Annotated in this window: 22 protein-coding genes and 1 pseudogene; 4 read left to right on the plus strand and 19 right to left on the minus strand. The window is 47.4% G+C overall.

The window, feature by feature from the left end; genetic code table 11:
* From NQ502_RS03665 to feoB, 9 genes are all read right to left on the minus strand, one after another.
* Positions 1 to 1,452 (minus strand): aminotransferase class I/II-fold pyridoxal phosphate-dependent enzyme, encoded by a 1,452-nt coding sequence (locus tag NQ502_RS03665; protein WP_028529469.1) that lies wholly within the window; start codon positions 1,450 to 1,452, stop codon positions 1 to 3.
* A gap of 467 nt (positions 1,453 to 1,919) precedes the next feature.
* Positions 1,920 to 3,407 carry a ribosomal protection-like ABC-F family protein gene (gene abc-f, locus NQ502_RS03670; RefSeq protein WP_028529468.1) on the minus strand — a complete coding sequence of 496 codons (1,488 nt, stop codon included), beginning with the start codon at positions 3,405 to 3,407 and terminating at the stop codon, positions 1,920 to 1,922.
* A gap of 331 nt (positions 3,408 to 3,738) precedes the next feature.
* Positions 3,739 to 4,410, minus strand: coding sequence for a potassium channel family protein (locus tag NQ502_RS03675; RefSeq protein WP_028529467.1), 672 nt, complete (start codon positions 4,408 to 4,410; stop codon positions 3,739 to 3,741).
* An 18-nt stretch (positions 4,411 to 4,428) separates the two neighbouring features.
* Positions 4,429 to 5,742: a TrkH family potassium uptake protein gene (locus NQ502_RS03680; protein WP_407691149.1), complete on the minus strand. Its 1,314-nt coding sequence runs from the start codon at positions 5,740 to 5,742 to the stop codon at positions 4,429 to 4,431.
* A gap of 197 nt (positions 5,743 to 5,939) precedes the next feature.
* Positions 5,940 to 6,893, minus strand: a complete 954-nt coding sequence (locus tag NQ502_RS03685) for a 4Fe-4S dicluster domain-containing protein (RefSeq protein ID WP_028529465.1) — start codon at positions 6,891 to 6,893, stop codon at positions 5,940 to 5,942.
* A gap of 14 nt (positions 6,894 to 6,907) precedes the next feature.
* Positions 6,908 to 8,536: an FAD-dependent oxidoreductase gene (locus tag NQ502_RS03690; protein WP_028529464.1), complete on the minus strand. Its 1,629-nt coding sequence runs from the start codon at positions 8,534 to 8,536 to the stop codon at positions 6,908 to 6,910.
* A gap of 104 nt (positions 8,537 to 8,640) precedes the next feature.
* Entirely contained in the window at positions 8,641 to 9,465 is an 825-nt protein-coding gene (gene amrS, locus NQ502_RS03695) for an AmmeMemoRadiSam system radical SAM enzyme (RefSeq protein ID WP_028529463.1), read from the minus strand.
* The gene (gene amrA / locus NQ502_RS03700) at positions 9,462 to 10,859 is read right to left on the minus strand and encodes an AmmeMemoRadiSam system protein A (RefSeq protein WP_341349426.1); all 1,398 of its coding nucleotides are present in this window, start codon (positions 10,857 to 10,859) and stop codon (positions 9,462 to 9,464) included. Before amrA ends, amrS begins: the two co-directional genes overlap by 4 nt.
* Before the next feature lie 153 nt (positions 10,860 to 11,012).
* Positions 11,013 to 13,016 carry a ferrous iron transport protein B gene (gene feoB / locus NQ502_RS03705; RefSeq protein ID WP_242830287.1) on the minus strand — a complete coding sequence of 668 codons (2,004 nt, stop codon included), beginning with the start codon at positions 13,014 to 13,016 and terminating at the stop codon, positions 11,013 to 11,015.
* A gap of 88 nt (positions 13,017 to 13,104) precedes the next feature.
* Between feoB and NQ502_RS03710 the strand changes: the two genes are divergently transcribed.
* Both NQ502_RS03710 and NQ502_RS03715 read left to right on the plus strand, forming a co-directional pair.
* A complete protein-coding gene (locus NQ502_RS03710; protein WP_148511953.1) occupies positions 13,105 to 13,251 on the plus strand; it encodes an AE-binding protein in 147 nt (48 codons plus the stop codon).
* Between the two features lie 2 nt (positions 13,252 to 13,253).
* Positions 13,254 to 13,409, plus strand: a complete 156-nt coding sequence (locus NQ502_RS03715; protein ID WP_028529461.1) for a hypothetical protein — start codon at positions 13,254 to 13,256, stop codon at positions 13,407 to 13,409.
* Between the two features lie 59 nt (positions 13,410 to 13,468).
* Here NQ502_RS03715 and NQ502_RS03720 read toward each other — a convergent pair whose 3' ends face one another.
* Positions 13,469 to 13,594 (minus strand): hypothetical protein, encoded by a 126-nt coding sequence (locus NQ502_RS03720; protein ID WP_260046622.1) that lies wholly within the window; start codon positions 13,592 to 13,594, stop codon positions 13,469 to 13,471.
* 110 nt (positions 13,595 to 13,704) lie between these two features.
* On the opposite strand from NQ502_RS03720, the gene NQ502_RS03725 reads away from it, so the two are divergent.
* Positions 13,705 to 15,078, plus strand: a complete 1,374-nt coding sequence (locus NQ502_RS03725; protein ID WP_083963411.1) for a recombinase family protein — start codon at positions 13,705 to 13,707, stop codon at positions 15,076 to 15,078.
* Between the two features lie 19 nt (positions 15,079 to 15,097).
* On the opposite strand, the pseudogene NQ502_RS03730 reads toward NQ502_RS03725, so the two are convergent.
* The 3 genes and pseudogenes from NQ502_RS03730 to NQ502_RS03740 all read right to left on the minus strand — a co-directional run.
* Positions 15,098 to 15,193 (minus strand): annotated as a pseudogene (locus NQ502_RS03730) (FeoB small GTPase domain-containing protein); the annotation flags it as partial.
* Positions 15,190 to 15,432, minus strand: a complete 243-nt coding sequence (locus tag NQ502_RS03735) for a FeoA family protein (RefSeq protein ID WP_028529459.1) — start codon at positions 15,430 to 15,432, stop codon at positions 15,190 to 15,192. The pseudogene NQ502_RS03730 and the gene NQ502_RS03735, both read right to left, overlap by 4 nt.
* 60 nt (positions 15,433 to 15,492) lie before the next feature.
* The gene (locus NQ502_RS03740) at positions 15,493 to 15,663 is read right to left on the minus strand and encodes a hypothetical protein (protein WP_156887912.1); all 171 of its coding nucleotides are present in this window, start codon (positions 15,661 to 15,663) and stop codon (positions 15,493 to 15,495) included.
* A gap of 255 nt (positions 15,664 to 15,918) precedes the next feature.
* On the opposite strand from NQ502_RS03740, the gene NQ502_RS03745 reads away from it, so the two are divergent.
* The gene (locus NQ502_RS03745) at positions 15,919 to 17,835 is read left to right on the plus strand and encodes a glycine cleavage T C-terminal barrel domain-containing protein (protein WP_083963409.1); all 1,917 of its coding nucleotides are present in this window, start codon (positions 15,919 to 15,921) and stop codon (positions 17,833 to 17,835) included.
* A gap of 111 nt (positions 17,836 to 17,946) precedes the next feature.
* Here the strand turns inward: NQ502_RS03745 and NQ502_RS03750 are convergent, their stop codons facing one another.
* From NQ502_RS03750 to NQ502_RS03775, 6 genes are all read right to left on the minus strand, one after another.
* The gene (locus NQ502_RS03750) at positions 17,947 to 18,303 is read right to left on the minus strand and encodes a hypothetical protein (protein ID WP_028529457.1); all 357 of its coding nucleotides are present in this window, start codon (positions 18,301 to 18,303) and stop codon (positions 17,947 to 17,949) included.
* 63 nt (positions 18,304 to 18,366) lie between these two features.
* On the minus strand, positions 18,367 to 19,209 hold the full coding sequence (locus NQ502_RS03755; RefSeq protein WP_044983436.1) for a DUF368 domain-containing protein: 843 nt from the start codon (positions 19,207 to 19,209) through the stop codon (positions 18,367 to 18,369).
* A 102-nt stretch (positions 19,210 to 19,311) separates the two neighbouring features.
* Entirely contained in the window at positions 19,312 to 19,824 is a 513-nt protein-coding gene (locus NQ502_RS03760; protein WP_049898305.1) for a pyridoxamine 5'-phosphate oxidase family protein, read from the minus strand.
* A 95-nt stretch (positions 19,825 to 19,919) separates the two neighbouring features.
* Positions 19,920 to 21,770 carry an asparagine synthase (glutamine-hydrolyzing) gene (asnB, locus tag NQ502_RS03765; protein ID WP_028529456.1) on the minus strand — a complete coding sequence of 617 codons (1,851 nt, stop codon included), beginning with the start codon at positions 21,768 to 21,770 and terminating at the stop codon, positions 19,920 to 19,922.
* 2 nt (positions 21,771 to 21,772) lie between these two features.
* Positions 21,773 to 22,357, minus strand: coding sequence for a dipicolinate synthase subunit B (locus tag NQ502_RS03770; RefSeq protein WP_028529455.1), 585 nt, complete (start codon positions 22,355 to 22,357; stop codon positions 21,773 to 21,775).
* Positions 22,348 to 23,274: a dipicolinate synthase subunit DpsA gene (locus NQ502_RS03775; protein ID WP_049898303.1), complete on the minus strand. Its 927-nt coding sequence runs from the start codon at positions 23,272 to 23,274 to the stop codon at positions 22,348 to 22,350. The genes NQ502_RS03770 and NQ502_RS03775 overlap by 10 nt, the downstream gene beginning before the upstream one ends.
* Positions 23,275 to 23,381 lie beyond the last annotated feature (107 nt).

Below are 23,381 nucleotides of genomic sequence, written 5' to 3' on the forward strand. Positions count from 1 at the left end.
TCACTCCTGTATCACATTTAGATTTTCCACTTGCGGATCTTCCGTTCCCTGCAGGGAACAGCCTTTTTCCTTTGCAAATATGATATAATCAATAATTTCCTGGGTAATGCGCTCGCCCGGAGCCAGAATCGGTATGCCCGGAGGATAACACATCACAAATTCACCGCAGACCTGCTGCTGTGTCTGTTCGATCGGCAGCAGCTTCCTGCTGGCATAGAATGCCTTCTGGGGAGAGATCACAACCTCCGGCTGAATGTATTCTCCTGCAATCAGATCGCTTCCATCCCGTTCGTATAACCGCTTAATATCCGCCAGTGCCCCCACGAGCCGCTCGATGTCGCGAATCCTGTCTCCGATGGAAATATAGGCGAGTATGTTGCCGATATCGCCGAATTCAATCTGAATGTCATACTCATCCCTCAGCAGGTCATAGACCTCGATTCCGGTAAGACCGATCCCCTGCGTGTAGACCGACAGTTTCGTCACGTCAAAATCATAGACGCTTCCGCCGTTGATCAGTTCTTTGCCATAGGCATAGTATCCGCCGATCGCATTGATTTCATTCCGGGCATACTCCGCCATCTGGACAACCTTTGCAAAGGATTCCCTCCCGCGCAGCGCCAGATTCCTCCTGGAAATATCAAGGCTTGACAACAGCAGATACGATGCACTCGTCGTCTGCGTCAGGTTGATGATCTGCCGGACATACTCCGCATTCATGCTGTCGCTCGCAAGCAGGATGGAGCTCTGTGTCAGGCTGCCGCCAGACTTGTGCATGGAGATCGCCGCCATATCGGCTCCCGCAGCCATCCCCGATACCGGAAGATGTTCCCCGAACGACAGGTGGGTTCCGTGCGCTTCATCGACGAGCACCTTCATCCCCGCCGCGTGTGCAGTCTTCACGATCGTATGCAGATCGGAACATATCCCGTAATAGGTAGGGTTGTTGACCAGCACTGCAACGGCATCCGGATTTTTTACAATCGCATCTGTGAGCCGGTCCGGTTCCATACCAAGTGCGATTCCGATCCGTTCCTGTACTTTCATATCGACATATACCGGTACGGCACCGCACAGTACAAGCGCATTGATCGCACTTTTGTGCACATTCCTCGGCAAAATGATCTTATCTCCTGCCTTGCACACGGACAGAATCATACTCTGTACCGCCGAAGTGGTTCCTCCCACCATTAAGAATGCATGGTCCGCCCCGAAAGCCTCCGCCGTCAGTTCCTCTGCCTCCCGTATCACGGAAACCGGATGGCAGAGATTGTCAAGGGGCTTCATGGAGTTCACATCCAGGCTGACACATTGATCGCCCAGAAGCTGTGCCAGCTCCGGATTTCCCCTCCCCCTCTTATGTCCCGGCACGTCAAACGGCACCACTCTTTTTTTCCTTAACACCTCCAGCGCTTCGTAGATCGGCGCTGATGTCTGTCGATTTCTGTCCATATAGTTCTCCCTTTTGTCTGCCCCCCTGATGTCTGCGGATTTCTCCGTATTCCCAAAATCCTGGCATCATATAAGAAAAAGCAGATGAAAAAATCCATCTGCTTACCATCAATCTATCTATTTACGTTTTTTATGCTTTATCCAAATAGAATTCAAACAGACTGCATTTGTTTTCCGGGTATAAATAGCAAATATAAAGTTACGTACTCTTATTGACCGTTTCACAAGATGATGCGTATTCACGCTGATTATAAAGTAATCAACTTATAAAATTTGAGCTTTTAACTCAATCAATAATGCGGCTTCTTGTCCGCGCTCGGCAACCGATCCCGCCTGTCCGTCCGGCTTATGATTTTGGATCATATATTTGCTTGAAAACAAAGTAGACTTATGCTTTCTATAGCCCCTTTACTTTAACATAAAACAAATTCCCCTGTCAACACATTTTCGCCCGCGTCAGGTTTGATTCAGATTCTACACACAGATGTTGCAATTTTCTCTGTAAATACCGCATCATGCTCCACAAAAAGCAGCGTCGGTTTCCACATAAGCAACAGCTCCTCAATCTGCATCCGGGAATACACGTCGATAAAATTCAGCGGTTCGTCCCAGATGTATAGGTGTGCCCTTTCACAGAGGCTCCTCGCGATCAGGACTTTTTTCTTCTGGCCTTCGCTGTAGGAATCCATGTCTTTTTCGAACTGAGTCCTTGAAAAATCCAGCTTGCGCAGCACGGCCTTAAACAAACGTTCTTCCATGCCGGAAGCCCGGATATATTCCGTAAGACTTCCTCTCAGATGTGAAGTGTCCTGAGAGACATAGGAAATTTTAATCCCGCTTCCCACCGTAAGCTCTCCCCGGTATGTGATGTGCTCTCCCAGTATCAATTTCAGGAGACTCGATTTTCCGCAGCCGTTTTTTCCCTGCACAGACATGCGGTCGCCTCTTCTGACGGCAAAATTCACGCCGCTTAAGACTTCATGATTCCCATAACACAGGCACAGGTCTTCTGCTGAAACCAAAACCTCTTTGTGATATGGCAGCGGCTCCATCCTCAGTATATCGGGATCCTCCTGATTCTTCAGCAGCATCTTTGTTTCCTGAAGCGCCTGTTCCTGACGGCGGGCAAGATTTTTTCTTCTCTGCTGCATGCGTCTGGACTTCTCTCCGATATAATCCCGGCTCGCTGCATGCTGCCCGTTTTCCATCGATTTTCTTCCGATCTTTGTTGATTCCACTGCATCTCCCCAGCGTTTCGTCCGGTCTGCGGCAGCGGAAAGCCTCCGTATATCTTTTTTCAGCCGCTCATTCTTTGCCAGTTCAAACGTATCCTGCATCTGGCGGTTCTGGTACCAGGAGGAAAAGTCCCCTTTCTGCACCTCGATATCCGAGCGGTTGAACGCCAGCACATGATCGATACACCCATCCAGAAACGCCCGGTCATGCGACACCATCAGAAACCCTTTCTGTCTGCGCAGATAGGCACTGACGAGGGTTCTGGACTCCTGATCCAGATGGTTCGTCGGCTCATCAATCAGCAGAAAGTTCCCCTCCCGCTGGAACAAAACCGCCAGCATTACCTTTGTCTGCTCTCCGCAGGACAGCGTATTGAACGGACGATAGAGGATCCCTTCATCCGCACCGAGTTCTGCCATATCCTTTTTCAGCTTCCATAGCAGCAGTCCCGGCTCCACACAGTACATCGCATCTATGGTATCCAGCAGCCTTTCTGCGACGGGATACGGGAAATAATCAAAGCCGGCATCGGCAGTGATAGTCCCGCTGTATTCCATCTCCCCCATCAGCAGCTTTAAAAACGTTGTCTTTCCCTTGCCGTTTCTCCCGACAACTCCCGTTCTCCAGTCCGTATCCACTCTGAACGATACATTTTGGAAAACCGGATCATAGTTCTCTTCATACGAAAAGGAAAGATCTGTAACCTGCAGTAATGACATATTCATCCCTCCTGTAGCACATGAATCTCTTATGGAAATTCGTGTTAAAAAGATTGCGCTTTCGCGGAATCTCGTGTGCAGTAAAAAACGGCTGCAAGAATTAACATTCCTGCAGCCGTCTCCGGAACAATATGCGGCGGACATTCAGAAAGAATATCCCGGTGCGGGATGAAATAACATTCTTGCAAAAAACAGGCATGACAAAAACACGGGCTCTCGCCACGTTCTTTTTTTCATGCGGTTACTTCTGCAAAAATGATTATTTCATCCTTTCACCCCTCTCAGCCTGATATGCAAAGTCTATCATGTTTTCACCCGTAAGTCAACCGGCTTAACATCCGTACTCTCTCTCAAAACGCTGAACGTTCTTGCTTTTCCCGATAACCACGATCACGTCTCCATCCTGAAACGCATAGTCCGGGCGGATCTCTGTGTCCGTCTTCCCTCCATACTCGATTGCAATGATATTCAGGCCGAATTTCTGACGGATCGGAAAGTCCCGGACACACCTTCCCGTCAGCCTGTCTGTAATCTTGATCTCCGTGATTTCAACATCATTGTCCAGAGATATGTAATCCATGACACTGCTTGTCAAGAGTTTCTTAGCCAGACGCAGCGCCATGTCCCGTTCCGGGTACACGACCTCCGCCCCGATTTTCTCGAGAACCGCGCCCTGATCTTCACTGATGGCCTTTGCGATTACCCGGCGTACTCCCAGATTCACAACATTCAGCGTGACCAGTATACTGGTATCAATTTTTTCGCCGATGCATACGACAACGGTATCACAGTTCTGAATCCCCATATCTTCCAGCACTTCCCTGGTCAGCTCTCCCGCAACGTATGCGTAATCCGTGTAGACCCTCAGCTCTTTTACCTTATTTTCATTGTTATCTACGACGATCACCTCTTTCCCGGCGATCGCCAGCTCCTTTGCCAGCGCCATACCAAATCTCCCCAGACCGATGACCGCATAGGATGCATTCTCTTTTTTCCCCAGCATGACTTCTCCTCCTTACCTTTAACCGATTGTTATATTTTCTTCTGTAAATGTCGCGGACGACGGCGTTTTAAAGTGCCAGATCGTTGCGATTGTCAGTGCCCCAAGCCTTCCGATAAACATCGTAAGAATCACGATCAGTTTGCTGGAGGCAGCCAGATCAGGGGTGATACCCGTTGACAATCCTACCGTTCCAAATGCAGACGTGATCTCAAACAGCAACTGCATAAATGTATATTCCGGTTCCAGCAGACACAGGAAAAAGGTGCCTGTACAAACCACCATCGCTGACAGCAGTGTAATGATAAATCCTCTTTGGATCACTTCCGGCGGTATCCTTCTTTTAAATGCCGTACAATGCTGATTGGTTGCGGCACTCTTAACCGCATGCAGCAGTACGAACAGTGTACTCGTTTTGATACCGCCTCCTGTCGATCCGGGAGAAGCGCCGATGAACATCAGCAGGATGAGAACGAACAGTCCAGCATTCGTGAATGTTCCAATCGGGTATGTAGAGAATCCTGCTGTCCTCGCAGACACGCTCTGGAAAAAGGCACCCAGCCATGTTACATCCTCCGTTGCCTTGAGGAGCAGTGTTCCCGTCAGCAGAAGCACGGCACTGACCGAAAGCACAACCTTCGAATGCAGCGACAGTTTGCGAAACGAACGGTTCTTCAGGATATCCAGAATAACGAGAAAACCGATACCTCCAAAAATAATAAGCCCCGCCGTCGTAAGATTCAGCAGGACACTCCCCTGGTAAGGAATCAGATTCTGAAGCCCGCCCAGGATATCGAATCCCGAGTTATTAAATGCCGCCACCGAATGAAACAGGCTGATTCCCAGCGCCTTGAGCGGCGGAAAGTCCTGAACAAACACCAGAAAACTAAGCACCGTTCCTGCCGCCTCAAAACACAGTGTCATCAACAGTACAGATTTTACCAGCCGGATCAGTCCTTTGGAATTGCCGACATTCATCGCCTCTTTGACAAGTGTCCTCCCCTTCATTCCAACACGCTTACCTGCGATCAGGATGAATCCGACCCCCACAGAGGTGACTCCCAGCCCGCCGATCTGAATCAGCAGAGCCACTACCGTCCTGCCGAATACTGTAAAGTGTTCCGCCGTGTCAATGGCTATCAGTCCTGTCACACAGACAGCACTCGTGGAAGTAAACAGCGCATCAATAAAACTCACCCTGGCCCCATCATTGATCGATACCGGCAGAAGTAAAAGCAATGTGCCCACCGCGATGACTGCCGCGAAACCCAAGACAATCAGGCGCGCCGGCGGCTGCCTCTTTAAAAATGTGATTCCCCTTTTCATCTTCCCCATCTCAGTCTTCCTTTCCCTGTCTTTAAACGTGAAAAAGACACAACTTGCAACAAACTGTTCCAAGTCATGCCTTGATTCCAACTATGAGTATGTTTTGGTCTATGTCGTCCATTTCAGGTCCCTTCCGGATATGTAAATTATCCGTATTATATAAGATATTATATCTTAAGTCAAGACCTGTTTATGAAACTTTATGGTTAACAGGTGGCGCCTCCGACCTCATGCAGCCTGGCATCCAGTATTTCCTGTTTTCTTCCCAGAATATCATCTGAGAGAATTTCCTCCTGAACCTTTTCAAAACCAATACGGTCGATCGTCTGTGCAAAGCGTTCGCCGGTCTTGCCCTGTTCTCTGTATAGAAGAATCGCCTTCTCCACCGCACGTAAGACTTCTTCTTTCGTCTCAAAAATTCTGTCCAGAGCACGCCCCTGAGCAACCTGTTTTCCCCATCTTCCGCCTATGTATACCTTATATCCGCACTTGCCGCTCTCAATCGCATCAAAATGACAGGCACCTATGCATCTTCCGCAGTTAGTACATTTTTCCATATCAATTTCCAGAACACCATCTACAACCCTTGCTGCCTTTACCGGACAGACTTTTTCCACACCGCATTTTTTACATCCGGAACAGAGATCCTCATCGAACTGGGGCACCATCTGCCCTACGATGCCGAGATCATTCAGATCCGGTTTCACACAGTTGTTGGGACATCCCCCGACTGCAATCTTGAATTTATGCGGCAGTTTCACCTGACGGTATCCCTCATAAAACAACTCATGGATTTCCTCTGACAGTGCATACGTATCAATCAATCCATACTGACATGTCGTTCCTTTACACGATACGACAGGACGTACTTTAGAGCCAGTGCCGCCCGTTGTCATCCCGGCCTCTTCGATCGCAGCTCTGAATGCATCAATTTTATCAAACGGAATGCCCAGCACCTCTACGGTGAGTCGTGTCGTAAATACCACCTCCCCACTGCCGAACTCTTTTGCCGCATCCCCGATCGCCTTCATCTGCTGAGCTGTAATTTTTCCATTTTTGGTAATGATTCTTCCTGAAAAATTATCTGTGCCTTTGTTGCTCAGAAAGCCAAGTCCTTTTACTCTCTTTTCATCTTCATTGCTGACTGTTAACGTTGCCATTTCTTTCCTCCCTGTTATGCTAAATCTTTTCCATTAAATGTTGTTCCGCCTTCCAGAACCCGCGTATTCGTATATCCGTAATGTTTCAGGCGGTTCTGCAGCAGATACGCTCTCTTGCCCTTGGAACACACCAAAAGAAGTTTCTCTTCTTTTCCAAGCCCTTCGACTTCACCATTGACCGTCGTCAGATCCACATACGGTACGCCTTCAATAGACGGTGCCGGCGATGCATCTATGATTCGGTAATCAGAGGCTTCTCCCTTTGCAAACTCTACCGGCGTCATTGTCAGGAATTCACCTGACATCTTATTGAGCAGTACATTGACCGTGTGCACAAACGGATGGATCGCAGTCGAAAACGGCGGGGCATATGCGAAGTCCAGATGTTCCAGATCCTGTATGGAAGCTTTCATGCTGAGTGCCATGACAGCGATATCCACCATCTTATCTACCGCGCCTTTTCCCAGACATTGTATTCCCAGAAACTTGCCGGTCTTCCTGTCCGCAACCATCTTCACGATGAAGGATCCGGCTCCCGGATAATAGTGCGCCTTGTCATCTACGACGGTTACGACAGACACCGGATCAAATCCGGCGGCACTGGCAGCCTCCTCGGAAAGCCCGGTACGCCCTGCATTCAGACCCGGCAATTTCACGACTCCTGTTCCCAGGACACCCGGATACGCTATCTTTTCGCCGCAGATATTCTTTGCCGCAATGCGTCCCTCCATATTGGCAGACGATCCCATCGGCGACCATGCATGTTCACCCGTTATGCGGTTTGTCACCATCGCGCAGTCGCCAAGTGCATAGATATCCTCATCATTTGTCTGAAGGTATTCATTCACCTTTATCGTCCTGTTTGGCATCAGTTCGATTCCGGTATCTGCCAGAAATCCCGTATTTGCCCGTATTCCGAGTGACAAAATCACTGCATCAGCCTTCAGTGTTCTCTTGTCCGTTTTGACTTTTTCTACTTTGCCGTCACCGAGAATTCCTTCCAGCTTCGTTCCTGTCAGCGCTACGATCCCCTGATCTGCCAGATACTCTTCTGCGTATTCTGCGACCTCATGGTCAAAGCCCGGCATGATCTGCGGCGCCATGTCGATCACTGTCACGCGTATGCCTTTTTCCTTCAGATTTTCAGCTACTTCGAGCCCGATAAATCCGCCGCCTGCGACCACCGCTCTTTTGATTTCTCCGCTGTCCACCGCGCAGCGCAGTGCTTCAGCATCATCAGGTGTCCTCATAAAATATACGTGCTTTAAGTCGACACCTTCTACCGGAGGCTTCACCGGTGATGCTCCTGTCGCGATTACGAGTTTATCATATGTATAGCAGGTCTCTTCTCCGGTGTCTGTCCGAACCGCCTTCACTGATCGGTTTTCTCTGTCCAGCCCCGTTACTTCTACGCCCGTCTCCACAAGGGCGCCCGTCAGCTTGCTGAAATTCTCCGGTGTATTCACAATCAGTTCGCTTCTCTCCTGAATCACTCCGCCTACATAATAAGGAAGCCCGCATCCCGCATAGGATATGTCTTTACTCATCGTCAGAATTGTGACTTCTGCATCCTGATTCTCTCTTTTTAATTTCGCTGCTGCTTTCGTTCCGGCTGCAACCCCGCCAATAATTAATACTTTCATGGCTTTGCCCCTTTCCTGTATTTACCTCTTAACAAGAGCATAGCACTTCTTATTCTATATGTAAAATATTATAAACTTATATATGTTATAGAATTTCCCTATATTTAACAGTTACCAGTGTATACGTAATCCAGCTGCTTTCGGGCGGTATCCGCAAGCATATAAACCGTCTGAACCGAGGTTGCCGGGAAGTCCGACATACGGTAGCGAGGAAAAAAACGCGTGACATGGAGCGGTATCGACGGGTTGACTGATCTTACCCAGGATGCCAGATGCTCCATCTCATCCTCTGTGTCATTCTCTCCCGGAACGATCAGTGTCGTTAATTCAATATGGCAGGAACTCTGTGCCCTCCGTATAAACCGTTTTACAGTCTCGAGATCACCTCCGAGTTTTTGATAGTACCTGTCTGTAAATCCTTTCAGATCTATATTCAGTGCATCCAGGTCCGGCAGCAGCTCCTCCAGAATATCCGGATCGATACAGCCATTCGTCACTACAACATTTTTCATTCCGGCACGTCGTACGAGCCTTGCCGTATCCCTGACGTATTCATACCCGATCAGAGGTTCGTTGTACGTATAAGCTACCCCAATATTTCCCTTCACAGCCAGAGAAACGGCCAGTTCAACGAGAGCTTCCGGGGACATCTGTTCTGCCGGTATTTCTTCCCCGTGCATGGAAATCTCGTGGTTCTGACAGAACGGGCATCTCAGATTGCACCCGAAACTCCCGACAGAGAGGATATTACTTCCCGGAAAAAATCTGTTTAAGGGTTTTTTCTCAACAGGATCAAGCGCCATAGCGGTGATACGGCCGTAATTAAGACTGAGGATCCTGCCGTCTGTCATTTTCCTGGCCCTGCAGATTCCTGTCTGTCCTTCCCGTAACGCACAATGGTGCATACACACCGGGCATATTATTTTCATGATCCGCCACCATGCCTTACGACCCTGAAACGCTCCAGTTCCACTTCATCATCCCAGGCGATACCTGCTTTCCGCTTTGCGATTGCCACCTGTTCCTCCACTGTGTCCACTCCTTCCAGATTCGGCAGCAAAAGCCCACGCTGTCTGCCCTTCGACACAATCACGCCGTATTCCTTAACATCCAGTTCTTCCATTGATTCCACGGGTTCCGGTTCCTGCAGCACATCGACACTGTATTCCAGCATTTCCAGCTCATCTTTTTGCACACGGTTAAATCTCGGATCCCTGATTCCGGCATTTACGGCATTCTGAATGATCTCTTTGGCAATGTTTTTGCATACCGGTGTAATAGTTCCAATGCAGCCCCTCAGCTTCCCGTGCTTGTGTAACGACACAAAAACTCCGGCGCGTTCCCGAATCATTTCTTCCGGCAATGCCGGAAGCTCAGACAGCACCTCACCCGTTTCCGCGTAGTGTTCCAGCGCTTTTCTTGCAAGTCCTGTATAGGCATCTTCATACTGCCTTTTCTGTTTGGCATCATTCGTCTTCTCCTGCTCATACCGTTCAAGAAATCTGCGTCCCTCATCCGCACCTGTCACCCGATAGGTGCAGATCCCATATCCCACCCCGAAAGGCCCTTCATATGAAAGCTTTTCTGTTTTCAGCTTCAAGCCGTCCAGCGCACCTGCCATCACGACAAAGGACCGATGCCCGCATTCACCTGCTTTTTCACAGAAATGCTCCGAGAATTCAAAAAGCTCACCAAAATCGCCTCTTTCCATCACCTCCATGATACGTTCATCGTATAGAGGGCCTTCCTTTTGATATCCATACGGTCCTTCCTTTTTCAGACAGTGGGACAAATCACCGCTGCCGATCACCACCAGTTTCCTTTTTAACTGTCCTGCTGTCTGCTGCAGCATCTGCCCTGCGCGATAATGATCGGTCAGGGGAAGCCCTGAAAATCCAATCCGCACCAGCCTGTATTCCCGGTAATACTGATTTACAAAATAAAGAGGTATCATTGTAGCGTGATCTAGTTTGTCTTCTTTCTCCCCCAGCACACCGAGCGGAAAATCTATCGACTCTGCAGTCCTGCAAAGATTCCAGACAAATTCTGTATCATATTTTACTTTCACAGCTGCGTGTCCGGCTCCAAACTTACGAAAGTCTCCGGATGCTGCTTTTCCAGGTGATACATGGAAATAGTCCGCATAAATATCCGTGTGCGGGGAGATCACTGCAATGGTATCCGGCTTCAGCTCTGCTATTTCTTTCGCTGATCTATGATATGCTTCCATTGTATTTTTTATCTCCCTCTCCTGACCTCTCCCCACATCGGGTATGATCAATGGCGGATGCGGTACCATAAATCCTCCCATTACTGTCATCATCAATCCCTCCCGTCTGCACTCTGTTTTTACACATTATAACACATATGAGATCGGAATTCTGAATCTTTTGCGGCAGAATCCAAAAAAATAGCGAAAAGCTTTGGTATTGCTTTTCGCTATTTAAGACATCGTTCATCATACACTCTGTAAGTTTCAGCAGAATCCAAGTCCTCTTGCAGCTGACGCAAACAAAAAGCAGATCACGATACCGGATATCGTGGGCACCAGGATGGAGACCAACATCCATTTTACGCTCTGTGTCTCTTTCCGGATTGTAAGGCATGTTGTACCGCACGGCCAGTGCATCAGCGAAAACAAGATCATGCTGCCTGCAGTAACCCAGGTCCATCCGTTATCCTGAAGAATGCTTTTCATCGTGTTCAGGTTCTCAATCTCTGTCAGACTCCCCTGAGCCAGATACGTCATCAGCATAATGGGAATCACAATTTCATTTGCCGGCATGCCCAAAATGAATGCGAGAAGGATAACACCGTCCATTCCCAGCAGACGCCCAAACGGGTCCAGTACACCTGCACAGTGTGAAAGAAGCGTCATATCACCCACCGTTATGTTCGCGAGGACCCAAATAACCAGACCCGCAGGAGCCGCAATTGCAACTGCCCTGCCGAGTACAAACAGAGTCCGGTCCATGATGGATCTTACGATCACCTTTCCAACCTGAGGTCTTCTGTACGGAGGCAGTTCCAGGGCGAAAGACGAAGGAATTCCTTTTAATATTGTCTTCGACAGTATCCTGGAGATCACAAAGGTCATCACAATCCCGAATACAATCACTGCTGCCAGAAGTACCGCCGACAAAAAGGAAGAGAACAGTCCCGCCGCGCCTCCGATCAAAAACATGGATATAATGGCAATGATCATTGGAAAACGTCCGTTACACGGCACAAAATTGTTGGTAATAATTGCAATCAGACGCTCCCTCGGAGAATCAATGATCCTGCAGCCGGTCACACCAGCAGCATTGCAGCCGAATCCCATGCACATCGTCAGCGCCTGTTTCCCGCAGGCACAGCATTTCTTAAAACAGTGGTCCAGATTATATGCGATACGCGGAAGATAACCAAAATCTTCCAGCAGTGTAAACAGTGGAAAAAAGATCGCCATTGGCGGCAGCATAACAGATATTACCCATGCCAGTACCCGATAAACCCCAAAAATGACCGGCTCATAGAACGCTGCGGGCAGCTGTGCCCATACGGCAAAATCCAGCATACGGCTTTCCAGCCAGAACAGTCCTTTTGACAGTAACTGCGAAGGTACATTCGCACCGCTGATGGTAATCCAGAACACCGCAAACAGCAGCAAAAACATAATCGGAAACCCGGTCATCGGACTTGTAAAGAGGTGATCCAGCTTCCTGTCTTTTACTGCATATTCTTTATTCTGATAACAGACAGACTGATGACCGATCTCTTCCGCCTTTTGAACAAACGCGGACACAATTGCGTCTTTCAGTACTTCTTCCGTATATCCGGCCCTGGCAAGCTTTTCCTTTTCCTCCCTCACCAGTACTTTCACCGATTCTTCTTCAAGAAAGGCACCGTACTCCCGTTCCATTGATCTCAGCAGACTCTCGTCTGCATCCAGCAGCCTGGCACAGATCCAGCGAAGATTGTTTTCTCTTCCAACGTATTTTCCGACTTCCGTCATAAGCGAAGTTATCGCATGTTCGATAGCTTCATCATATGTGACCGTCAGATGGCGGCATTCCTCACTCTGATTCATTAATTTCGTGAGACAGACAAAAATTTCATCAAGTCCTTTATTGGCCCTTGCTGTGATACCGATAACCGGTGTCTGCAAAATTTCAGACATGGCATCCAGATCCACATGTATTCTTTTTTTTCCGGCTTCATCCATCAGATTGACACAGACGACAACTCTCTTTGCCGCCTCCATGACCTGAAGTACAAGATTCAGGTTACGTTCCAGGCAGGTTGCATCACAAACCACTACTACTGCATCCGGATTTTCAAAACAAATGAAATCCCTGGCTATTTCTTCTTCTTCAGAGTGTGCCAGCAGCGAATAGCAGCCCGGAAGATCAATCAGATGAAAACTTTGACCTCCCCGGATGCAGGTTCCTCTTGCATTGCTGACTGTTTTGCCCGGCCAGTTTCCTGTATGCTGCTTCACGAACAGACAAAACTTTTTTTATTTCCGTTCAACTATAGAATACTTTTCTTCTCATCGGGGGATTCTATTTCAGAAAGGATGGTGCTCTATGCAGGAACAGACCAATAAAGACAGACAGGAACTCCCATACAATACCCTCAATGGTCCTGAAGTAACGGTGCCAAAAGAAACCTGGGTCACAGAACCCCTGCCGGAATCAGAACGGCCAAGAAAAGACGGACCCGGAGGAGAGTAATCATGGCATCCTATGTATCTCCCGAAGTTCGGGAAAAATTCGAAACATTATCTGTCGATTTAAAAAATATGATTTTGGAACGGGATGTACGTCTCGAAAACATACATGATCTGATACGCGTTTTAGAAGAAATCGTTGCGGATAATGAAGTCAATTAAACCTTTGATGCCGGTGCCAAAAGACAGCACCGGCATCAGTTTTCTGTAATATCTCTGTTTTAATTGTTCCGCTGTTTAACATTGGTGACAATTATATTAAATCCGTATTTTTCTCCCAGAATCTGATAAAGCATCTGATAAACCAGTTTCACATCATATGTATTGGTTTTCCTGAATTCATTCATCTCACATCCTCCTCCCTGATATATTCTATGAATTGCCGCCTGTACTACTTTCCTCACACGGTACTTCTGGACATATCCCCTGTAATAGAATAATAAAAAACGGGGATGATATGATGAGTCTTCTGCGCTGTGCCGTCTACATTCGGGTATCAAGTGATGAACAGGCAAAATACGGAGATTCGCTGCGCGATCAGAAGGAGCGGGGCATAGAATACATAAAAACCAGAAAAGACGCTGTCCTTCAGGGAATCTATATCGATGACGGCGTTTCCGGTCAGAAACTGGACCGCGGTGATTTTTCCAATCTGATGAGTGCCGTCAAAAACCAGGAGATCGATCTGATCGTCTTCACCAAGCTGGACCGATGGTTCCGTAATCTCAGACATTATCTGAACACTCAGGCACTGCTTGAAGAACACGGTGTCGCATGGACGGCTATCGATCAGCCGTATTTTGACACTTCCACTCCCCACGGCCGTGCCTTCGTGGCACAATCCATGATGTGGGCAGAACTGGAAGCGCAAAACGACGGCATCCGTATCCGTGATGTATTCCGTAATAAGGTTAAGTACGGAGAAGTCATTACCGGCAAAGTTCCGCGGGGATATCGGATTCAGGATAAACATCTCGTGCTGTCAGATGAGGCACCGGCAATCCGCGACTGTATCATGTATTACCTCAAAACAAATTCACTGACTGCAACACTGCGGTATATGCGTGAAGAATATCAGATGGTCATGACGCTGCAAAACCTGAAAAGCAGCATCCTCAAAAATGAAAAATATACCGGAAAGTATCGCGGCAATGAACATTACTGCCCCCGTCTGATCACAGATGAAGATTTTTCCAGGGTACAAAACTCTCTGTCACGGAATATCCGGTCGCACCAGAAATATGACTATCTGTTTTCCGGCCTCCTCACCTGCGCGGAATGTGGGTCGAGACTGAATGCCTGTCAGATTCACGTCACCGTAAAAAGAAACAGCGGAAAAATTTACCGGTACTCATATCCGGCTTATCAGTGCAGGCAGCACTCTGCTTCCGGAAATTGTTCTATGAAAGGAAAAATCCGTGAAACACAGATCGAAAGATTTCTTCTTGATACCCTGATAAAAGACCTGGAACCGTATAAAGCCGACATAAAAATAACCGGAACCCATACGGTTGACAACCGGCCCCGGAAATCAGTGTTAAAAAATAAACTACGGCGTCTGAAGGAACTATATCTGAATGAGGCTATCTCTGTCGAAGAATATAAATCAGACCGTTTAAAACTGGAGCAGGAACTCTGCACCCTGCCGGATATCGAAAGGCCATCCGCAAGTGAAACAGAATTTATGAAGGTTGCGGAATATGATTTTAAAACATTGTATGATCTGCTGGAAAACCCTGAGAAACGCAGATTCTGGCGGAGCTTTATATCAGATATCCGAATCTCAAAAAGCTCCCCCAGAATGTGTTCCATGGATGTTTCCTTTTTATAATTTTGTTTTGCCTTCAAGTGAAGGAGCCTGTATGCTGCTTCATCCCGGTCAACGCATTGAACACCGTACTCTTCCCCACATTGGGGTTTCCAGCCAGCGCAACTGTCATACTCATTGAACCACCATCCTGACTCTCACCTGCCTTGAATCTTCATCCCGCAAAGCAATCACCGCCCTGCGTATTAAAAAAGCTGTTGGATCTCCCATAGGACTCTTACCCACACACTCAACTGCTGTTCCGTCAATCAAACCGATATCCTGCAGCCGCCTTCGCATATTGCCGGAAGTCATAAGCCTGGTCACAACAGCTTTCTCCCCTGGCTTGAGCTGTGACAACCGTAAATCCTTCTCCACAATTATCCTCCTGCTTCACCATTTCCTTATGATTACTGTATGAATCCGCATATGTTTTTGTTAATCTTCCTGCAGTCCATTTTCCATCAGTGCAGAGAGTATCGGATTATACAGATACGGAGATCCTGGCGCTTCAAACATCTCTTCCAATTCATGCTCAAATGAAATAATTTTTTTTAAGTATGCATTTACAATGATACTTTTCAGCTTAATTATGAACGTTATGTTCATTCACATCACCTCCAGCAAAATTGTAACACAGAGACCCGCAAAAAAAAGCTGGTAAATAATTCAAACCGCCTGAATATAAGACTATCAATCTCCTCGTTCAGTGCTTAAAGAGGCTTAAACATTAAATTAAAACGTTTCACTAAAATGTTTCGGAAATTCCTGCTCCTGGTTCTGTTGTTCCGGAAAGATGCCCATGCTATAGTGGCAACAACAAGAAAGTACTACTTCAAAAACAAATAACAAGGAGGAAAAGTAATGTACGGACAGGAGTTTGAATTTTTTGATCTTTTAGACATTTTTAAAAACAGACAGGAGGTTGAGGGAGGAACCGGCGAGTGTGTAGCTGTTTATGATTACACCGATTTCAATATGCGTTGGATTGAGCCGCCGATCCCCATCTACTATGTATCCACACTCGATGAGAACGGAAACTCTAATGTGGCTCCGATTTCTCTCGGAACCTGCTGCTGGGGAGAGCATCCATGGGGAAGGCATTACTACACCCTGGGTGTACAGCATAGCCGTAACACCAACCGTAACCTGAAGCTGAATAAGGAATGTGTAATCAGCTATGCAAACGCAAGACAGTTAAGGGAAAGCACCATTGCCTGCTGCCCGCTTCCTTATGGTATCAGTGAAATGGATGTTGCTAACTTTACTCCGCTTCCCTCAAAGAAGGTTAAACCGGCCGGCATCAAAGAGTGTATCTCTAATATGGAAGCACGCGTTATCGATCAAGTGGAAGTTTCCAATACAACAATCTTCGTTGTTGAAATCGTTGGTATGAGCGTTGACAAGGAAGCCCTTGATCGCGACAGACATAGCAAATACCAGCTGGGTATTGGTGGAACAGACCTCGTATTTGAGATGTCTCTGACCGGAAGCCCGGCACGTATGAACTACGGTCTGATTGATCAGAACAAAATTTTGCCTTGCCCAAGCACGATCGGTGATGAGAAAGAGTGGAAGGGAACCTTTGAATCCTGGATGGCTTCTGAGCTTCACAGAGGCCGTATTACAAAGAAAGAGTACAAGAAACTCCTGCTCCTCAACAAGAATTGGATTCGCAATGCTGATCCTGTTGGGAACGGAGAAGTTAAGAAAGAATTGACAGAGCTGCTGAAAGAGATGATCTGGCGTCCAATCAAGGATAATGATTATGTACGTAAAAATGATGTTCAGGCCAGAAAAGAACATAACTATGTGCGTAACTCTGTTGGTTACTATGACTTCACACATGAGCTTATGGAAGTTACCGGAAAAGATGCAGCTAAATTCCTTGACCGCATGCTGGTTGGTGGTGTCAGCAAAATCAAGACCACACAGGCGAAGTACATGACGATGCTGAACAAGGACGGTGTCATCATCGACGATGTGATCGTATTCCGTCCCGAGGAAGACAAGTACTGGGTATCTACACTGAAGATTGACAAGATGTTCCTGTGGTTTGACTATAACAAACAGGATGAGGATGTATCCTACAGAGAAATCACCAGTGACAAAACAATGTACTCCGTACAGGGACCGAACTCTCGTAAAGTGCTCAATGCGATGCTTGAGAAGGATATTACGGACCAGAAGTTCTATACGATCTGTGATAATGCAATTGATGGCCATCCAGTTAAGATTGCTCGTTGTGGTTATACCGGTGAGCTTGGATACGAGATCTACTGTGATCCGGATAATGAGCTGCTGGTAGAGACCAAGCTCGAAGAGTGCGGAAAAGAGTACAATATTCAGCGCATCACTACAGATGTCACCATAACCAGCCTTCCTAAGGAAAAGGGCTATGTTCTGATGAGCGATTTGGAGAGACTGAATCCGCTTGAGGCAGGATTTGACTGGACGATCGACTGGAGCAAGGACTTCATCGGCAAGGATGTGCTTGAGAAAATCAAGGCAGAAGGTGGTCCTGGAAGAACTATGATGGGCTTCATGATTGATGATCCGAGAGCAGCTCTCCAGTTTGAAGGTAAGGTATTAAAAGATGGAAAGAAAATCGGCCGCATTACCAGCTATACCTACGGATACACGGTAGAGAAGGTTATTGGCTACTGCCTGATTGATGTTGACGCTGCAAAACCAGGTGATACTGTCAACATCTATGGTTATGAGGCAACTCTGACTGATCGCGTATTCTATGATCCTGAGAATGCAAGAATCAGAGGGTAAGTAATAACGTCGGTTATAGGGATAATTACAGGGAGGCATGTGACTCGTTGAGTCACATGCCTCCCTGTTCATGACTGTCTGATAACCGACAACCCCTGATTCTCTGTTTATCTATTTCAATATCTTCATTTTATATCGGTTTCGGTTTACCTGTATCTCAGACAAACCTTTACATTCCCGAAGCTGTTCCAGCTGCATTTCTCTTTTCCTGATATCTGCCATTCTCCTGCTCACCGGCTGGTATCTGCTGATTTCTTCCCCACACCTTGCACTGCGCCTATTCCGCAGGTATTCGATCCCATACTGAACTGCGATGTATAGTTTCAGATACGCATACTGCAGGGTTGTACCAATCCTGTGGATTACCGTACTCCTGTAATCCAAACCGTCACTGGCATATGCAGCAATTGCGATTCCAACCAGGATGATGCAGCTGATCCGTAAATACATACCATATGCTTCCAGCATAAGCTCATCCCCTTTCGCAACACCTTGTTATTATCTTTATAATACCTCTCTTCACTCAAATAGTCAATACATTTCACTTGATTTTTTAAATTTTTCAGTCTTTATCATTTCATTTTCCGTGAGAAGCCGAATCAGCCCAAACCCCATCATCAGTGATAAACTGCACAGCACCCATTCCCATCCGACCGGAAGTCCTGGAAATACATCTGCCGCTGATCCGATTATAAATCCCATGATAATCAGATATGTTGGCTGTGGATACCGCTGCATGGCTCCTTCCAGTACCTTTGTTGTTAAGACAATTCCAAGCAGCAGTCCAATCCCCATCGGTGTAAGGAATCCAAGGTCAAATGTACTGATCGCCTTCATTGTATCCTGGTAAATTCCCAGCATGAGCAGAAGATAGGAAATACTGATTCCGGGCAGAATCAGCGCTATGGCAGCAACAAAACCCGCCGAAGCAAGGACCAGAACTCCCGTGCCTCCTGCGCCGCTGCTAAACGCTTCCGCAGGAAAAAGTGAAACAAGCATGACCGCTAAGATTCCCCCGATAACATAAACGGGAAGTTTCCAGGAAAATGCCTGTACCCGGGCCTTTTGATACATCATGGGTATTCCTCCTGCCACTGTTCCCAGAAAGAAAAACATCATGGGTTTCGTATACGCTTCTATCAGGGCAAGCAGCGGGCTCGCAAAAAGGATCATACCGGCCAAAGCTGCAAAAGTAAAAACAGTTAAAAAGAAAAAGCTTTCTTTTTTCTGCTTTGTGAATGAACTTACTGATGAGACAAGCCTGTCGTAAATACCCAGGATCATTGCCATAGATCCTCCGCTGACACCGGGTACCAGCATGGTACCTCCAACAATCAAACCCTTTGCGGCGGTACTTATTCCATCTTTTTTCATTAAAATCTCCTTGTTTATCATCTTTTCAGTCCGATTACAGAGCTCATACCTATGTATATTATATTCCCATGTCCTCATATTCCTCTTTCATAACCGCAGATGTTACATATGACCATTCTGGCACTCTTCAGTCTCACCCGGTCTTTTTACAGGGCGCCGTTTTCCTGTATATTCTGATACGGTCAGTTTTATCACGGATACGATGGAAACGAGACGTTCGTTGAATTCAAACGGCTTTCCGGTCTGGCACTGCATCAGTACTGTCATCGCATCTATCTTTTCCTTCACATCTTCTACCAGTTCTATTTTTCCCTTGCCCATGATGCTGGCATAGCCATATCCATACTGGCACGCCACCCTTCCCTGTATCAGTTCATGGTCACAGTCCAGCTCAAACGCCGCATTCGAACAGCGTCTGATCAGATCCAGCTTCTTCCCGCGCACACCGCCATGCATATAAAATATCAGTTTCCCATCTTCCAGCGTATAGCCATAATTCATCGGCAATATGTAAATATCATCACCGTCGTGCAGACCGACATGGATAACCTTACACGTCTCCAATACCTGGCGCATCTCTTCAACATCCGTAATTTCCCGATCTCTCCGTCGCATTTTACTCATCCTCCGTCTCTAAAGGTATATTTTCAGTTTCTGATCTTTTGTTTTTTGATCGTTTTGTCTCATTGTATCATGAAATACATCGGCTATCAAACCATTCTGATCCGGTAATGTTCCAGCCAGTAATTGATCTGCAGCAGATACGCGATGAGCTGCGGCCCTGCCATCAGCTGTCCGTAAAACGGTCTTCCATAGTCCGACGGAGTCTGAATAAACGCCTCAGCCTTTTTCCTGTCAATCAGTGCCGTAAGCGGGGCATTCGAATCTGACATAACTTCCATCAGCCGGCTTTTCAGAAGATGTTCATAATCAGGGTCATATGTCTTGGGATATGGACTTTTTTTCCGATACAGGATCTCATGCGGAAGAACTTCCTCACCCGCTGCCCTGAGCAGTCCTTTTACCACTCCGCCCCGGCACTTCATATCCCACGGTACATTCCAAACATACTCTATGATCCGGTGGTCTGCAAAAGGTACCCTGGCCTCAAGCCCTGAATGCATGCTGGTACGGTCCATCCGATCGAGCAGCGTCTGCATAAACCACTTTAGATTCAGATAAGAAATCTCACGCCTCCGTGCCTCCCGGGCGTTTTCCCCCGGCAGCACAGGTGTCTCGTCTACCGTCTTCTGATAAGCCGCTTTTGCATATTCCTCCAGAGGAAGTTCCCGAAGCACTTCATCTTTCAGCAGCATCCGCCGCATTTCAAAATCCATGGACCATGGAAATATATCCGCATCAAAGCACTCTTGTTTATGAAACCACGGATACCCGCCGAATATCTCATCCGCACATTCTCCGGTCAGTGTGACTTTATCATACTGTGCCACCTGACGGCAGAAATACAGCATGGAAGATTCCACATCAGCCATACACGGGAGGTCTCTGGCATCCACCGCCTCGAACAGATGCTCATACAGGTCCCGGTTTGTACATTCAAGGTAACGGTGTCTCGTCCCGGCGAAATCCACCATCTGATCAACATACGGCCGGTCCTGGGACGGCTGGAAGGAATTGGCCTTGAAATTCTTGTCATTATCCTTAAAATCAAATGAAAATGTGTCCAGGACTTTCCCCTGTCTTTCACATTCTCTGGCACAGATCGCCGTCACCAGACTGCTGTCCACCCCTCCGGATAGGAATGTACAGACAGGAACATCAGAAAGCATCTGGCTCCGAACGGCATCTGTCACCAGCCACGCCGTCTTTTCAACTGTCTTTTCGTAGCTGTCCGTATGCGGCTGGCTGACCAGCTTCCAATAACAATGTGTCCTCATGCCGCTTCTGTCATACTCCATGAAATGTCCCGGCAGCAGTTCCTCTATCCCTTTCAATACTCCTTTTCCATACGACTTTGCCGGACCAAGCCCGAAGATTTCACAGAGCCCCTCCCTGTCGAGCACGGCGTCCATACCGGGATACTGCAGTATCCCCTTGATCTCCGACGAGAATATCAGCGAATGTTTCTTTTTGCAGTAAAATAAGGGTTTTACCCCCGCGCGGTCCCGGAATAACAGCAGTTTGTCTGTCCGCCCGTCCCAGATGGCAAATGAAAAGATGCCATTCAGCCGTTTTACATATTCCCATCCGTAACGCATATAACCGGCAAGTATCACTTCCGTGTCACTTGTCGTAGACAATTTTATTCCGTCAGCCAGTAATTCTCCCCGGAGCTCTGGCATATTATAGATTTCACCATTATATGATATCGTACATTTTCCCAGGCCTTCACACCTTGTCATCGGCTGATGGCCTCCGGCAAGATCCAGGATGGACAGCCGCACATGTGCGAGAGCACAGTGCCGTTCAATAAAGATACCGTCCTCATCCGGACCGCGATGTTTTAAGACCCGATTCATTTTTTTGAGAACCGGCAGCCAATTGCTGCCGACTCTCTGATAGTCCTCCGTATAATCACAAAAACCTGCAATTCCACACATAATTAAAATGCCTCCAATATCGGTTGATACTGCTCATTTTCCAGTGCAAGCTGTAGAGTAGGGATCAACATTTCTGTATGGGCAATCAATGAATTCGCCTTCTTGCGGGGATTATCCTGCCCGAATGGGACAAAGAAAATATTTTTTGCATTGAGAAGAAGTCCGATATTCTTCATATTCATGCCGAGTGCATCATTCGTCGAGATTGAAATAACGAGCGGTTTATTATTTCTGAGATGCGCTTTTGCCGCCATAAGAACAGGTGTGTCTGTGATACCATTTGCCAGTTTTGCAAGAGTATTTCCTGTACACGGAAAAATCACCAGAACATCCAGCAGACTTCTCGGACCGATGGGCTCTGCATCCCGAATACACAGGATCGGCGGCTTTCCAGTGATTCTTTCCGCCTTTTCCATAAAATCTTCGGCTTTTCCAAAACGGCTGTCGGTGGTCTGAACCGCATCCGAAAAAACAGTCACCACGTCTGCCCCTTCCTCCACAAGATTTCCAAGTTCCGCAAAAATTTTATCCAGAGTACAGAACGAACCTGTGATCGCAACACCGACCTTCTTACCCTTTAATTCCATACTTCTTTCCTTCCAACACTATTACTATTCTCTCCTTCAGGCGCCAATATATGCATCATCCTGAGCTGTCTGTCAATGTACGCCGCATACCCCTCGCCGGATGTCTGCGGTGCGTACCGGCCCGGAAGTCCGGGCACCAGCATGGTCTTTCGTTTCAGCTTCCTTGCACACTCAAAGTCCACCCCGCCTTTCCCGGATGCAATATCTATGATCAGGACATCTGCATCCGTTCTCACCAGGCTCTCCTCTTCCAGCACCATCCCCGGCACTGTATTAAAGATAAATGTTTTCCCCTGTATGATTTTTGGAAGGCGCTCCAACGGTTCGGCAGTAAGCCCCGATGCCTGTGCGGCAGCTCTCTGCTGTTCACTTCTGCAGCATACGGTTACCTCTGCTGAAAGTCCTTTCAGCTTTTCTGCCAGTACTTTTGCACATCTTCCATACCCCAGAATCAGGCACCCGCTGCCATGCAAGGCTGCAGGGTGGTTTTTCATCGCATCCAGGATGGCACCTTCCGCTGTGGGTACGGCATTAAAAATCGACAATGCCTCATCCTTCATATAATCACAGCAGCAGATCCCCTGCTGCTCACAGTATTCCCTGACTTCCTCCGTGATCAAACCGCCAAACAACGCCTCCATTCCGGCAGCATTCTGATAAAGTACAGGCAGTTCCAGATCCAGACATTCCACACCTGCACAGATACTGTTATTTCTTGAAAATGGAATTCCCCCGGCTACACATTTCGAACAGCTCAACGCTTCTGCCAGGCTGCCTGCCTTCACGGCAGAAGCCATATCACTTCCTGTGTCAAATGTCCCGTAGCAGATGACTGAATAACCAATTTTTTTCAGTGCATCCGCCATATACACCAGACGGGAATCACCCCCGATTACAGCTATATCAAATAAAGTCACTTCGAGTAAACCTCCGTGTCTGCTCGTTTTAATATATGCCATAAAATTAGAAAACGTGTAGTTTTGCATCCCTGCAGAGAATTTGTCGAATTTACGCGAATTTTGAC

This window comes from Ruminococcus gauvreauii (assembly GCF_025151995.1).
Classification (GTDB): domain Bacteria; phylum Bacillota; class Clostridia; order Lachnospirales; family Lachnospiraceae; genus Ruminococcus_G; species Ruminococcus_G gauvreauii.